Annotated in this window: 16 protein-coding genes; 3 read left to right on the forward strand and 13 right to left on the reverse strand. The window is 41.8% G+C overall.

Features of this window, described 5'->3' with window-relative positions:
* Positions 1-509: ribonuclease HII (gene rnhB / locus B4C48_RS00535; protein ID WP_291352368.1), on the reverse strand; the 509-nt coding region annotated here is incomplete at its 3' end.
* Between the two features lie 72 nt (positions 510-581).
* The gene (locus B4C48_RS00540) at positions 582-968 is read right to left on the reverse strand and encodes a hypothetical protein (RefSeq protein ID WP_291352370.1); all 387 of its coding nucleotides are present in this window, start codon (positions 966-968) and stop codon (positions 582-584) included.
* A 234-nt stretch (positions 969-1,202) separates the two neighbouring features.
* Between B4C48_RS00540 and B4C48_RS00545 the strand changes: the two genes are divergently transcribed.
* The gene (locus tag B4C48_RS00545; protein WP_291352372.1) at positions 1,203-1,757 is read left to right on the forward strand and encodes a cytochrome b; all 555 of its coding nucleotides are present in this window, start codon (positions 1,203-1,205) and stop codon (positions 1,755-1,757) included.
* 88 nt (positions 1,758-1,845) lie between these two features.
* Here B4C48_RS00545 and B4C48_RS00550 read toward each other — a convergent pair whose 3' ends face one another.
* The 5 genes from B4C48_RS00550 to yaaA form a co-directional block, all read right to left on the reverse strand.
* On the reverse strand, positions 1,846-2,205 hold the full coding sequence (locus B4C48_RS00550) for a hypothetical protein (protein WP_291352374.1): 360 nt from the start codon (positions 2,203-2,205) through the stop codon (positions 1,846-1,848).
* An 86-nt stretch (positions 2,206-2,291) separates the two neighbouring features.
* The gene (locus B4C48_RS00555; RefSeq protein ID WP_291352376.1) at positions 2,292-3,293 is read right to left on the reverse strand and encodes an adenosine deaminase; all 1,002 of its coding nucleotides are present in this window, start codon (positions 3,291-3,293) and stop codon (positions 2,292-2,294) included.
* 77 nt (positions 3,294-3,370) lie between these two features.
* Positions 3,371-4,693, reverse strand: a complete 1,323-nt coding sequence (locus B4C48_RS00560; protein WP_291352378.1) for an NCS2 family permease — start codon at positions 4,691-4,693, stop codon at positions 3,371-3,373.
* A gap of 410 nt (positions 4,694-5,103) precedes the next feature.
* Positions 5,104-5,301: a hypothetical protein gene (locus B4C48_RS00565; RefSeq protein ID WP_291352379.1), complete on the reverse strand. Its 198-nt coding sequence runs from the start codon at positions 5,299-5,301 to the stop codon at positions 5,104-5,106.
* Positions 5,302-5,446: 145 nt separating this feature from the next.
* Positions 5,447-6,229, reverse strand: coding sequence for a peroxide stress protein YaaA (gene yaaA / locus B4C48_RS00570; protein WP_291352381.1), 783 nt, complete (start codon positions 6,227-6,229; stop codon positions 5,447-5,449).
* 124 nt (positions 6,230-6,353) lie between these two features.
* On the opposite strand from yaaA, the gene B4C48_RS00575 reads away from it, so the two are divergent.
* Positions 6,354-6,986: an alpha/beta hydrolase gene (locus B4C48_RS00575; RefSeq protein ID WP_291352383.1), complete on the forward strand. Its 633-nt coding sequence runs from the start codon at positions 6,354-6,356 to the stop codon at positions 6,984-6,986.
* 138 nt (positions 6,987-7,124) lie between these two features.
* On the opposite strand, the gene B4C48_RS00580 is transcribed toward B4C48_RS00575, so the two are convergent.
* The 4 genes from B4C48_RS00580 to pheA all read right to left on the reverse strand — a co-directional run bounded on the left by B4C48_RS00580 (position 7,125) and on the right by pheA (position 12,145).
* Entirely contained in the window at positions 7,125-7,505 is a 381-nt protein-coding gene (locus tag B4C48_RS00580; protein ID WP_291352385.1) for a hypothetical protein, read from the reverse strand.
* 109 nt (positions 7,506-7,614) lie between these two features.
* Complete coding sequence (locus tag B4C48_RS00585) at positions 7,615-9,864, reverse strand: bifunctional prephenate dehydrogenase/3-phosphoshikimate 1-carboxyvinyltransferase (RefSeq protein ID WP_291352387.1); 2,250 nt, start codon at positions 9,862-9,864, stop codon at positions 7,615-7,617.
* Positions 9,865-9,867: 3 nt separating this feature from the next.
* Entirely contained in the window at positions 9,868-10,959 is a 1,092-nt protein-coding gene (gene hisC, locus B4C48_RS00590; protein ID WP_291352389.1) for a histidinol-phosphate transaminase, read from the reverse strand.
* Between the two features lie 76 nt (positions 10,960-11,035).
* Positions 11,036-12,145 carry a prephenate dehydratase gene (gene pheA, locus B4C48_RS00595; RefSeq protein WP_291352391.1) on the reverse strand — a complete coding sequence of 370 codons (1,110 nt, stop codon included), beginning with the start codon at positions 12,143-12,145 and terminating at the stop codon, positions 11,036-11,038.
* A 607-nt stretch (positions 12,146-12,752) separates the two neighbouring features.
* Here pheA and B4C48_RS00600 point away from each other — a divergent pair.
* On the forward strand, positions 12,753-13,271 hold the full coding sequence (locus B4C48_RS00600; RefSeq protein ID WP_291352393.1) for a type 1 glutamine amidotransferase domain-containing protein: 519 nt from the start codon (positions 12,753-12,755) through the stop codon (positions 13,269-13,271).
* 88 nt (positions 13,272-13,359) lie between these two features.
* Here the strand turns inward: B4C48_RS00600 and B4C48_RS00605 are convergent, their stop codons facing one another.
* Together B4C48_RS00605 and B4C48_RS00610 are read right to left on the reverse strand one after the other, a co-directional pair.
* Entirely contained in the window at positions 13,360-14,502 is a 1,143-nt protein-coding gene (locus B4C48_RS00605; protein ID WP_291352395.1) for an acyl-CoA dehydrogenase family protein, read from the reverse strand.
* A gap of 152 nt (positions 14,503-14,654) precedes the next feature.
* Positions 14,655-15,080: cation:dicarboxylate symporter family transporter (locus tag B4C48_RS00610; protein WP_291352397.1), on the reverse strand; the 426-nt coding region annotated here is incomplete at its 5' end.

Consider the following 15,080-nt stretch of genomic DNA (forward strand, 5'->3'; position numbering starts at 1 on the left):
CCATGTTCAGCAATCGCTTCAAAATGAGCTTTGGTTGGGTAACCCTTGTGTTTGGCAAAACCAAAGTGTGGATATTGCTGATCCAGCACAACCATCTCACGGTCACGAGTTACTTTTGCCAAAATACTGGCTGCTGAAATTTCCGCATGCAGCGCATCGCCACCTACGACCGCATCACAGCTCATAACCAAGCCTTGTGGAATTTTATTACCATCAACCAGTACATGCTCCGGCTGAAGCTTGAGAGCTTCCACAGCACGACGCATAGCCAATAATGATGCTTGTAGAATATTGATCTGGTCTATTTCTTCATGGCTTGCTGAAGCAATGGCCCAAGCCAAGGCTTTTTCTTGTATCTCTATGAATAATTTTTCACGTTTTTTTTCAGTGAGCTTTTTAGAATCATTTAAACCTTCTATCGGATTATTGGGATCCAAAATAACCGCAGCCGCTACCACCGAACCCACTAAGGGACCACGCCCCGCCTCATCTACACCCGCAATTTTCATCAATGCCTTACCTACAAAAAAAGAGGCTGAATCAGATCAGCCTCTTTAATTTTAACATGAATTGAATCTGTATTAGCTCACAGCTTCAGCAACACAGGCATTAATGGTCTTAGTCACTGCATTTGAAACAATAGTATTACGTGCTGCCGGATCAATTGCTGCTGTAGCCAAGTCTACGGCAGTTACGCTTTGTGGTGCTTTTTCGCTAACACAACCACAAATTTCAGTTTGAATATTCTGCTTTTGAGTTGCGGTCATGAATTTGGTTGCATTTTGCCATGCAGCAATATTATTCAACTCAGTGGTACATTTCGCATTAATTGCAATTTTAATTGCAGCAGTGCCAAGTTGCTGTGTTGTAGATTGTGCAGTTGATGTTGTTCCTGTTGTTGTATCCGTTGCTACACAAGCAGTTAAAGCCAAAGTTAAAGGCGCAAGTACAGCGATAAGTTTTTTCACAGTTAAATCCTGGGTTATAAAATCGGTTGCACGTATTTTGCCGAAACTTTATCTGGGAAGAAATGTATATTTCAACTGAATTTTATACTCGCGGATGATCCCGCTCAATAAAGCGGCAAATACTCAGTGTTGCAAGAAATACACGCTTCGTTCCATCTTCATTATTTTTTAATAGGTGCTTTTTGATTAGCATACGCAGACTTTTACAAGAACATATAGTTCGATTGGCATAGCATGAAAAACACTTCACAATACTATACGCGTACGGCACAAGCACTGCACTGGCTCATGGCTGCTATTTTTATTGCCGCATGGTGCATTGGTTTTTATAGCGGAAATTTTTTAAGTTATGATGTCGATGGCAGCTTTAAAGGTCAGGTCATTACCTTACACAAGAACATTGCCACAACCATTATCTTTCTGGTGCTGGTTCGTATCTTTTGGCGCTATACCCATCCCATTCCGACATTACCCGACAGCATGTCAGCTTCCATGAAAGTTTTTGCACATCTTGGACATTTAGCTTTATATATCATGCTGCTTGCCTTACCAATTACCGGCTGTTTGTTTAGCTGGAGTGCGGGCCATCCGGCACCTGTTTTATACTTATTTGAAATTCCACGTTTAGTTCAGGACAATCCCGATCTTCTAGCCATCGTTAAACCTGTCCACATTTATTTATCCTGGTTTGCAGGCTTACTTGTTGTAGGTCATATTGCAGCGGCATTAAAACATCATTTTATGGATAAAGATAATATCTTGCGTAGCATGACCCGACAGGCAAAATAATCAATTTTTTTCAATAAAAAGCCGCAACAATCACGCATCAATGCGGCTTTTTTATAGCTAAATTTATAATAGCAAGTTTAGCTATCCATTATTTCAAAGCGTCTTGAACACACCCTTTAACACTATTCATCACCGCCTGCTTAATCAGACTGTTTTTTTCAGATTCATCGATTGATGCCATTGCCAACTCTTTGGCTGAGATATTCTGCAACGCATGCTCACCCACGCAGCCACAGATTTGTTTTTGCACTGTGGTTTGCCGATCAAAACTCATAAACAAAGCTGCGGCTTGCCAAACTTTTGAATTGTTTAATTCATTTTTGCAGCTTTGCTCAATGACTGGTTTCAACAGTTTCCGGGTTAAAGCAGAATTCTTATCTGTTGCCAAGACCCAAAGAAAGCCTGCCAACAAACAGATGAGCAATACCCAGTAAAAACTCTTTTTCACATTACAACCTAATAGTTAACACATCAATGATTCAGCGGACTCCTCAATGAATCCACTGAATCCAAAGTATATTTCGCGATCATCAATTAGGCTAAAGCATCAATTTCATTGGCCCATTTTTGCTTTTCAGCAGCAGAAATAAAGGATGCTTCAAATGAGTTTTTAGCCAATTGCTTCAATTCCTGATTGGAAAGATCGAGTGCTTTTGTAATTGCAATGAAATTATCATTCATATAACCACCAAAATAAGATGGGTCATCTGAATTGACCGTCACATGCACGCCCTGTTGCAATAAACGACGGATATTGTGCTGTGCCATATCATCGACGACGCAAAGTTTTAAGTTACTTAAAGGACATACGGTTAAAGGCATTTTCTCTGCAATTAAACGCTGCATCAGCTTCGGATCGTCTTCAGAACGCACGCCATGGTCAATACGGTTCACTTTGAGCAAATCCAAGGCTTCCCAGACATATTCAGCCGGACCTTCTTCACCTGCATGCGCTACCACCAGAAAACCGGCTTCACGTGCTTTGGCAAAGACCCGTTCAAATTTAGCAGGTGGATGCCCAACTTCACTCGAGTCCAATCCCACCGCAATAATTTGATCTTTGTAAGGTAAAGCCTGTTCCAAAGTTTTAAATGCAGCTTCTTCACTTAAATGACGCAAGAAACACATGATCAAATGCGAGCTAATGCCGAATTTGGCTTTTGCATCATCACAGGCGCGTTTTAAACCTTTAATTACAGTTTCAAAAGCAACGCCACGATCAGTATGCGTTTGTGGATCGAAGAACATTTCAGTATGAACCACTTGGTCTTCAGCACATTTTTCAAAATATGCCCAAGCCAAATCATAAAAGTCCTGTTCATGAATCAGGACATTAGCACCCGCATAATAGATGTCTAAAAATGACTGTAAATTATGGAAGTTATAAGCCTGTTTTACTTCCTCTACAGATTTATACGGAATATCAATATGATTGCGCTGAGCAATCGCGAACATCAGTTCAGGTTCAAACGTCCCTTCAATATGGACGTGTAACTCTGCTTTAGGCAATGCCTGAATAAGCTCAATTGGATTCATATCTTATCCTTATAAAATTTTTTTAAAAATAAAAAAGGGTGCAAACTGAGTTTACACCCTATTCTGAATGTGGTGAATTAGCCGCCAAATACAGCAAATTTCAATGCCCAAAGTGCAGCCACAATCCATACCATATAAGGTACAGTTTTCGCTTGCCCAGTTAGCAGTTTGATTAATGCGTAGCTAATAAAGCCCATCGCAATACCGTCGGCAATCGAATAGGTAAATGGCATACATACGATAGTTAAGAATGCAGGAACTGCTTCTGTAATATCATCCCACTCAATGTGTACGATACCTTGAATCATCAACACACCCACGAACAATAATGCAGGTGCGGTAGCAAAACCAGGAACTGATTGCGCTAAAGGTGCCAGGAATAAGCACAGTACAAACAACACGCCCACAACTACCGCAGTCAAACCTGTACGGCCACCCGCAGCAACCCCTGCAGACGATTCAATATAAGGTGTGGTTGAAGATGTACCCAATGCTGCACCGGCAACAATTGCAGTCGAGTCAGCAAACAGTGCTTTTTTCAGACGTGGTAATTTGCCATCTTTAAGTAAGCCTGCACGATGTGCCACTCCGACCAAGGTACCGGTTGAGTCAAATAAATCCACCAGGAAGAAGACAAAAATCACACCCACCAGACTGGCTGTAAACAAGCCTTCAAAGTCCATTTGCAGGAAGGTTGGAGCAATAGAAGGAATCGCACCCACCACACCTTTGAACTCATTCAGACCCATCGCAGTCGCAATAGCGGTAATTACCAGAATACTGATAATAATAGCGCCACGAACTTTAAAATGATGCATCACTACAATCATCAGAAAGCCCAACAAGGTCAGCAATACGGTCGGTTGTTTCAAGTCACCCAGACCTACCAAGGTCGCTGGATTGTCAACAATAATGCCTGAATTCTTTAATGCAATTAGAGCAAGGAATAAACCAATTCCCCCGCCAATCGCGAATTTCAGTGACATTGGAATGGCATTGACAATTGCTTCACGGATTTTAAACATACTGATGGCAATAAATACCAGACCTGAAACAAATACAGCAGCCAGTGCAGTTTGCCAAGGCACACCCATGCCCATACAAACAGAATAGGTAAAGTAAGCGTTCAAGCCCATACCCGGCGCAAGTGCAATTGGATAATTTGCCACAAGTCCCATCACCAGACAGCCAATTGCGGCTGCAAGACAGGTTGCAACAAAGACAGCCCCATGATCCATACCGGTTTCGGATAAAATCATTGGATTGACAATAATGATGTAACACATGGTTAAGAAAGTAGTTACACCCGCAAGAACTTCTGTGCGAAAACTGGTTTTATTTTCACTGAGCTTAAATAAGCGTTCCAGCATATTCTCTGAAGATGGATTAGGAGTCGTCATGACTTTACCCCTGTAAGTAAACTTTATGCCGTCAGCACGCTATAAAATTAATGATCCGTTTCTCAAATCACCATTAAGTTTATAGATGTCCCAGCCATGGATATGCCCATATTTCCGTTTTTAAAATAAGCATTTTGCACAAATCTGCCTTCAAGCCAGAAACAATCAAGTAGCAAAAATTGTAAACAAAAAAGCCGCATAACTTTTATGCAGCCTACTTACATATCAAAATCAAATGCTTAAAATAAAAAAACAAGCAGTCAATTAAGATTGTGGCAAATTATAACACAATGCTTTTTATTGTTTCTAAAATTTATTTTGAATTAAATTTCAATTAGCTAATCACATCTTTCAAACATAGCGTATAAAGTCCAGGCACTAAAACTGGCTAGATTTCACATGTAAATCCCCTACAGAACAGGATCGGCAGTTTCAAACGGTTCTAAAACCATATTATTCGGATTACTCTCCACAACCTTTAATGACTGGTGAGCATCCTGAATCAACTGATCGACTTGCTGCTTTTTTTTCATTTGATTGTCTTGGTAAACCGCCCAGCCCAGCACAATCACTGCAAAAATAAATATTGGAACCAATAATCTTCTCATAATAAAAACTTATTATTCAAAAAAATTTGTCTTATATTAACAAACAATTAAAATATCTATATTGACAAAAACTTATCATTTTATTGATTTTTTTCAAAAAAAAATCCCGAAATACATCGGGATTTTTGCTTCACCAATCTCTTATTTATGCGACTTGCTGTTCATCGCGCTTAAACACCAGCTCCCCCGGAAGCGAGCTTGCAACATCAAAATAATAACCTTCAACGTTAAATGACTTTAAATCCTCTGCTTGATTTAACTGATGTTCAACAATATAGCGTGCCATCAAGCCACGGGCTTTTTTTGCATAAAAGCTAATCACTTTATATTTGCCATTTTTCTGATCTAAAAATACCGGCTTAATAATTTTCGCTTTAATTTTACCCGGTTTTACCGACTTGTAATATTCATCAGAAGCGAGATTCACCAATAACTCCGAATTCGCCTGCTGCAAATCAGCATTGATTAACTGGGTAATATTGTCACCCCAGAATTCATACAGGTTATGACCGCGTAGATTTTTTAGCTTGGTGCCCATTTCCAGACGATACGGCATCATCAAATCCAGAGGACGCAACAAACCGTAAAGTCCAGACAACATGCGCAAATGTTGCTGTGCATAGGCTATATGCTGATCATTCAGCGCATACGCATCCAGGCCAGTATACACATCCCCTTTAAAGGCAAATAAAGCCTGACGTGCATTGGAAAAATTGAACTCTGCTTGCCAGTCATTAAAGCGTTCTACATTTAACTTGGCAATTTTTTCACTCACGCTCATTAAATTGGCGATATCTGCAGCAGACAGTTTACGACTTACGTCTATAAGTTCTTGTGAATGTTCTAGCAATCTTGGTAGTGTATAGGCATCGGTTGGAAGTGCAGATTCATAATCTAAAGTCTTGGCAGGAGAAATTAAGGCGAGCATGAAGAACCTGATCAAAAAACAATTAAACAAACTATAACAGTAGACTTATTTTATTTCCAATTTGTGTTTTTACTGAACATTATCGGTAAAATGTCCGATTCTCCTGTTATGAGTCAGTTGTGACATGTCCGAGCAAGTTTTCATTCAAGGTCCTGCGGGTCAACTGGAAATTTTTGTTGATTATCCTCAGGGTGAAGTGAAAGGATTCGCGGTAGTTACTCATCCTCATCCACTGCAAGGTGGCACACCACAGCACAAAGTCCCTGCACTTTTAGCACAAATGTTTTTAGAACGCGGTTGTGTCGTCTATCGTCCAAGTTTTCGCGGTTCTGGTCAAAGTGCTGGAGTACATGACGAAGGCGATGGTGAAACCAAAGATACATTGAAGGTGATTGAATACGCACGTAGCCAACATACCAACCTGCCATTTTATGCAGGCGGCTTTAGTTTTGGCGCGAATGTCATGACCAAATGCTATGCTCTGCTTCCTGTTGAACTACAACCTGTGCAGACCATTTTATGTGGTTTACCGACCACAACAGTTGCAGGTGTTCGCCACTATGTCACCCCACATATTAAAGGCGATATTTTATTTATTCATGGTGAAGCAGATGAGGTCACCCTGTTATCTGACCTGATTCAATGGGCCAAACCACAACGCCATTTAATTACTGTTTTACCTGGTGCGAATCACTTCTTTACTGGATATTTAAAGCAATTACGTATAGCTATTTCCCGTTTTCTAGTCAGGTATTAATTCTGAATATTGCCTTTGAATAAGGCTTTGTACAGGCTAATCCAAGACAATAGACAATAGGCAATAGACAAAAAATAAAAAAGGAGGCTTATTGCCTCCTTTTTCAATATTCATTCAACGGAAAATAATAGTAATTTATTATCTCCACTCAAACTCACTAAAAGACTCATCTTCTTTTAAGGTATTCTCGACCGCCTGAGCCAGCTGTTTAATTACACTTTGAGTTTCAATTTTTGTAAACCAGTCCTGCGTTTCATCGGCAGATGCACTGATTTCACAAACCAATAAGCCATTTTCGTCTTTCACGCTACAATTCACCCCCAAAGCAACAGGATAATCTTCCACACTCACCGCGAGCTGTTCATGATTTTGCTCATTCATGACATTCGTTTTAAAGCCAAATTGTTCAAGCTGTTTAGATAATAATTCGGTCACATATTCCTGTGTCACATAACAATCACTGGATGATAAATCATGGTTATGTTTTTCACAGTTTGCGGTAAATTGTAATGTTCTCATCTGTGCATCCAAAGGCTTTCTTGTTGTATGGTTTTAGAATAAGCAATAAAAGCAAAACAGCCAAGCAAAAGCCTGGCTGTTGTCCAACAAATACACAAAATTAGACTAATTACTCACTGACCTGAATCGCTAAACCTGCCTGATTGGTCAATTCAGTGAAAGTCGGGAAACTGGTGGCTACCGTTTCGGTACCGACAATCTTGATTTCACCTGAAGTACGTAGGCCCGCCATACTAAAACTCATGGCAATACGATGGTCATGATGCGATTCAATTTCACCACCCGTAAAGATAGCTGACCAGTCACCTGATTTACCCTTACCTTCAATGATGATGCCATCATCGGTTGGTGTGCAGTCAATACCCATGGTTTGCAGGCCATCTGCCATCACCTGAATACGATCAGATTCTTTTACACGAAGTTCAGCCGCACCAGTCAAAATGGTTTGACCTTCAGCACAAGCCGCAGCAATGAATAATGCCGGAAATTCATCAATCGCCAATGGCACCTGATCTTCCGGCATATGGATGCCTTTTAAGGTACGTGAGCCGCGAATACGAATATCTGCAATCGGTTCACCCCCAGCAATGCGTTCATTTTCAACAGTTAAATCTGCACCCATCTGTTTCAAAATTTCAATTACGCCGGTACGTGTCGGGTTAATCCCTACCGCTTCCAGAGTGACATCAGAACCTTCAGTAATCGCAGCACCGACCATAAAGAACGCTGCAGATGAAATATCAGACGGAACCTGAATTTCAGTACCGACCAGCTTACCGCCACCTTGCAGTGAAATGCGGTTGCCTTCAGTTTTTACTTCATAACCAAAGGCACGAAGCATACGCTCAGAGTGATCACGGGTGGGTTCCGGTTCAGTGACTACAGTTTCACCTTCTGCCCACAGACCTGCCAGTAGAATCCCTGATTTCACCTGAGCCGAGGCCATCGGCAAGTCATAATGAATACCTTTTAGCGCCTGATTGCCGGTAATAGACACAGGTGGCGTACCACGCTCACCCGTGGTTTGAATTTGCGCACCCATTTCACGTAATGGTTTGGCAATCCGTTCCATTGGACGTTTAGACAAGGATGCATCGCCAGTCATGACTGAATCAAACTTCTGAGCAGACAACATGCCAGAAAGCAGACGCATAGAAGTACCCGAGTTACCCATATATAAGGCACTTGCAGGGGATTTTAAGCCATGCATACCTACCCCATGGATGGTCACTTCGCCATTTTTAGGTCCTTCAATGCTGACACCCATATCACGAAAAGCCTGCAGCGTGGCCAAAGCATCTTCACCTTCCAGAAAACCGGTGACATGGGTTGTACCTTCCGCAATCGCACCAAACATGATGGAACGGTGTGACACAGATTTATCCCCTGGCACGGTAAATTTACCCTGGAAATTTTTCTTACCCGGTAAAATTGTAAATTGCTGTGTCGTCACTTTATTGTTCTCCATGAAAGGTTTTTTGGACAGCATATGATTAAAATGCTGTCGTGCTGCCTGGGCATGCCCAAGCAAGCCCATCAATGCCTGTGAATCTTCATTTTCAATCAGCTTTCGGATTTGCGCCAGTTGCTGTTCAAATCCATCTACTGCATTTAAGATGGCTTTTTTATTGGCAAAAAAGATGTCGTGCCACATTTGCGGATCGCTGGCTGCAATGCGCGAAAAATCACGAAATCCACCGGCAGCATAACGGAAGATATCGAGATTATCTTCCCGATTCGCCAGTTGCTCCACCAGATTAAATGCCATCAAATGCGGAAGATGGCTGGTATGTGCCAGCACTTCATCATGCTTGTCCACATCCATGCAAATCACTTCCGCTTTTGCCGCTTGCCACAGCTGAACCAGTTTATCCACCGCCCAGTCGCTACTGGTAGGTAGCGGGGTCAAAATCACTTTATGATTGGCAAACAAATCGACCTTACCTGCATGTACGCCAGTATGTTCTGCACCTGCAATCGGATGACCCGGCACAAAGCCAGCGGGCAGGTTTTCACCATATACCGCTTTGGCTGCATCGACCACATTACCCTTGGTACTGCCCACATCGGTAATAATGGTATTCTCTGACAGATAAGGTTTGATGGTTTGCAATACTTTTTGCGTTGCACGTACCGGCAAAGCCAATACCACCAGATCTGCACCTTGCACCGCATCGACAGGATTGCTATAGCCTTCCTGAATCAATCCAAGTGCTTTGGCATCGTCCAGTGTTTTTTGCGAACGCGTTGAAGCAACAATTTGCTTTGCCAGTTTTTCAGCAATGATGACACGAGCCAGACTTGAGCCAATCAGCCCAAGTCCAATAAAGGCAACTTTTTCAAACAGTGGCACAGACATGATTTATGCAACAGCCTCTAATTCAAGCACCTTAGCCAAAGCAGCTAAGAACTTTGCATTTTCCGCTTCAGTACCAATGGATACCCGCAGATGATTGGCAATACCGACCGGACGTACAATCACACCTTCTTTTAATAAGGCATTAAAGGTTGCTGCCGGATCTGCCTGTACATCGACTAAAATGAAGTTGGCACGGGAAGGAACATAATTTAAGCCCAGTGCAGCAAAGCCCTGTTCCAGCTGTTTCATGCCGGCTTTATTCACTACACGTGATTGCTCAATAAAGTCTTCATCTTTCAGTGCAGCAACCGCAGCGACCATGGCTAAATGGTTCACGTTAAACGGCTGGCGAATACGGTTTAAGAAGTCAGTAACCTCTTTCGATGCCAAGGCAAAACCAACACGCAGCGCTGCCAAACCATAACATTTAGACAAGGTACGGCTGACAATAATGTTTGGATATTGTTCTAAGAATTTTAAGCTATTAAAGTTTTCCGGGAAATATTCCACATAAGCTTCATCCAGAACCACAATCACATTGGCCGGAATTTTTTGCATGAAGGCTTCAAATTCAGCTTCTTCAAACCAAGTTCCGGTCGGGTTGTTTGGATTGGCAATAAAAATCAGTTTGGTATTGTCTTGAATTGCCGCAGCCATAGCATTCAGATCATGAGCAAAACCTTTGGCCGGTACTTCAATCGCTTCTGCATTAATCGCTTGAGTGACCAAGGCATATACGGCAAATGCATGCTGGCTGTAGATCACAGAATCTTTTTCTGATACGAATGCACGGGCAAACATTTCCAGTAAATCGTTTGAACCATTACCCAAAGTAATACGGTCAGCAGTCACACCGAATTGTGCCTGAATCTGGTCTTTTAAAATAAAACCGCCACCGTCCGGATAGCGGCCAATTTCAGCCAGTTCAGCTGCCACAGCCTGTTTGACTTTGTCAGAACAGCCCAACGGATTTTCATTCGAGGCCAATTTGACAATATCAGTAATCCCTAACTCACGCTCAAGTTCACTAATAGGTTTACCTGGTTGATAAGGCTTTAACTTTGAGATGCCTTCATTGGCAGGGACAAACGACATGTTACTCTTCCAGCTATTTCAAGTGATAAAAGGGATCAGCTTAAAATTAAAAAATTAAGCCGATCACCACAGTGATTTATAAAACTGCAATAGGATATGAACCCAATACTCGAACTTCTTTCACCAAAGGACGAATTTCTTCAATCGCCGCTTTGACATTGTCCTGATCAACATGGCCTTCTAAGTCAATAAAGAACACATAGGCCCATTTTTCAGGCAATGCAGGACGGGTTTCAATACTGGTTAAACTAATGTTGTGTTTGGCAAAGGGTGCCAGAATTTCCAGCAAGGCACCGGCACGGTCATGCGCTGAAATCAGCAATGAGGTTTTGTCATTACCACTTGGCGGTACTTTTTCACGGCCAATCACCAGGAAGCGTGTGGTATTTTCCGGATTGTCTTCAATATTGCTGTGCAGGATTTCCAGGTCATAAATATTGGCAGCCACTTCGGACGCAATTGCAGCTGAATGCCATTCATTGCGAATACGGCGTGCAGCTTCAGCATTGGAACTTAAAGCCACCCGTTCCACACCCGGATAATGTGCATCTAACCAGCCACGGCATTGTGCCAAGGTCTGCTGATGCGCATAAATCTGTTTAATGCTGTCTTTACGGGTATTCGATGAAATCAGGAACTGGTGATGAATACGCAGCTCAACTTCACCAATCACGTTTAAGTGGGAAGATTTGAAACAGTCCAAAGTATGGTTCACCACACCTTCAGACGAATTTTCAACAGGGACTAAACCATAATGCGCACTACCCGCTTCGACTTCACGGAAAACTTCATCAATGGTTGGAAGCGGACGGACAATGGCATCCTGTCCGAAATGTTTCAATACGGCTGAATGGGTATAGGTACCGACAGGCCCCAGAAAAGCAATACTTTGTGGAGCTTCCAATGCCAGACACGCAGACATGATTTCACGGAACAAACGCGCCATGGTGACATCCGACAATGGCCCTTCATTACGCTGCATAACATTGCGCAAAACTTGTGCTTCACGTTCAGGACGGTAAAACAATGGATTCTCTTCAGCTGCAAATTTTGCTTTTGCCACCGCTTCAGCTAATTTTGCGCGTCGGTTAATAAGCTGTTGAATCTGTTGATCTACAGAATCAATATCCTCACGGATTTGAGCAAGGTCAAGAGAAGTCGTCGTGTTTTGATCGTCTTGGATCATTGTTATGTTGCCCTTCAAAAACGTTATGCAAACAGTATAACAATAGTTAGCTTTCAAATGTTACGCAATAAGACTTTGATTGATTCAGTCTTAAAAACATACAGTTGATTTAATCAGCAATTTTATTCTCCATGTTTTTGCAATGAATTTTTAAAATTAATGACCTTTTACCCATTTGATCAAAATTGAAATGCAACTGTAGATTTCTAATTCGGCCATCGGGCTGACGATTTTATGTCATTTCATTGAATAAATTTATCGTTATTTGCAAATAAGCTCATCGTTAAAAACACTTAATACTGTGCCGTTTTTATTCCTTATAAACGCTGTAAAGACTACTCGACTACAATCTAATTCCAAAATTCAGAGAGACAGATGAAACGAACTTGCAAAGTCAATCATCGGAAAAATTCTACGAGCTAGATTTCGACATAAGTAGAAACAAAAGTTTATGTCTTATTTTTTTAATTTTTACAAATACTTATAAATATATAAAAATATTTATCTACGTCAATTTTATATATGCAAGAGTAACTTACCAAACTCCATCACAAAAGTTTAATGTTTAATTTATAGTCTGTGAACAAAGCAATTCGGAACAACAAGAATGTCAAAAAGAATCGCCGTTTTAGTGACTCATGATTTTGAAGATGTTGAATATTCAGAACCCGTGCACGCCTTTCGCGCTGCACGCCATAGTGTTTTAAATATTGAAAACAAGGCAGGCAATATTGTCTATGGTCATAAGCGCAAGTCCGCTGTGACTATTGATCAAAGTATAGATGATGTCACCGTGCATGATTTTGATGCCCTACTTATTCCTGGCGGATATTCTCCAGACCGACTGCGTGGTGATGACCGCTTCGTGGATTTTGTGCGGAACTTTGCCCATGCACAGAAACCTATTTTGAGCATCTGTCACGGTCCGCAGTTATTGATTACTGCCAAAGTCGTAAAAGGTCGTTTAATGACCACCTTTAAAACGGTCGCAAAAGATCTGATCAATGCAGGTGCAGTCTATTATGATGTCGGTGTGGTCAATGATAATAATCTGTATATTTCATCGCGCTCACCTGACGATTTACCCGCTTTTATTGAAGAAAGTTTAATGGTTTTAAATCAATAAAAAAGCACCCTGCAAAGTCAGACTTGGTGTCCAGCTTTTAGGGTGCAGTTCTACTTCACTCTTTTTATTGCAGCTTGTTCTTGATGAATTAACGCCCCAATAAACTACGCGCCACAATCTCTTTCATAATTTCATTGGTTCCCCCGTAAATCCGCTGAATTCGCGCATCTACAAAGAAACGTGAAATTGGATACTCAGTCATATAGCCATAACCGCCAAACAGCTGTAACAGCTTATCCGCTATTTTCATCTGCATGTCGGTTGCAAAACTTTTTAATGCTGCAGCAGTTTCCACATCCAGTTTACCTTGCATATAAAGTTCAACATTTTGATTATAAAAAGCAGCGGTTGCCTGCTCCTCTATTTTCGCCTGAGCTAAGACAAAACGGGTATTCTGGAACTGGCTAATCGGCTGGCCAAAAGCTTGGCGTTCTTTCACATAGGCAATGGTGACATCAATTGAACCACGAATCGCACCGATCGCTGTCGCAGCAATGGCGGTACGCTCACGTGGCAATTCCTGCATTAAATAGGCGAAACCTTGTCCCGCCTGCCCCAGCAACTGATCTTTAGGCACCTTGATATTATCGAAGAACAGTTCTGAAGTATCTTGTGAGTGCAAACCAATTTTGTTGAGGTTGGTGCCCTTTTTAAAGCCTTCCAGATGGGTATCCAGCAGCAACAAAGACACGCCTTTTGCACGGGCTTGCGGATCCGTTTTAGCTGCCAAAACCACCAGGTCAGCATGTTGACCATTGGAGATAAAAGTTTTAGAACCATTCAGCAGATAGTGATCGTCCTGCAAGATGGCATTGGTACGCATCGCCTGCAAGTCTGAACCGGCGCCGGGTTCAGTCATCCCAATTGCCCCCACCACTTCACCTGTCACCATTTTTGGCAACCAGTACTGCTTTTGTTCTTCCGTTCCAATATGCAAAATATAAGGTGCGGCAATTTCAGAGTGACATGAAATCCCTGTTGATATGGCGCTATATCCGGCACGTGCAGACTCTTCTACCAGCATCAGTGAATAATGCGTCGGAACACCATAACCGCCATATTCTTCAGGCACATCCACACATAAGAAACCATTTTCGCCCAGCAAATTCCAGATCGAACGAGGCATAATGCCTTCCTGTTCCCACTGTTCATAATGCGGTGCAATATGCTCATTCAAAAAGCGTTTGAAGTTGTCACGGAATAATTCTAAATCAGCATCATAAGCCAACATATAGCGTCCTTGTCTTTCGTCATTGTTATTTCTTCTACTTTACTATCCTATTCATTTTATTAGACTGTGTCATGAACTATAACGATCTTATTTTATGACTTTAAGGTCAATAAAAAAGGAAGCCGAAGCTTCCTTTTTACCATCAGAATCGATTAAGCGTGCGCTTGATTCGCTTCTTCCTGCATTTTTTGGTCAACCATTTCAGGATTGTTTAATGCTTCATTTAACTGAGCTGTGTCTAATTGACCGACCCATTTCGCAACCACAATTGTCGCCAAAGAGTTACCTACCAGATTGGTCAAGGCACGTGCTTCAGACATGAAGCGGTCAATACCCAGAATCAATGCCAAACCTGCTACCGGGATATGTCCAACCGCAGACAAGGTTGCTGCCATAACAATGAAGCCAGAACCTGTTACACCCGCAGCACCTTTAGAAGAGATTAACAGCACCGCCAAAAGCGTAATTTCGTGAGCAAGATCAAGCTGTGTATTGGTGGCCTGAGCAATAAAGATTGCAGCCATAGTCAGGTAGATTGAAGTACCATCCAGGTTGAATGAATAACCTGTAGGAATCAC

It is taken from the genome of Acinetobacter sp. UBA3106, assembly GCA_002365595.1.
Classification (GTDB): domain Bacteria; phylum Pseudomonadota; class Gammaproteobacteria; order Pseudomonadales; family Moraxellaceae; genus Acinetobacter.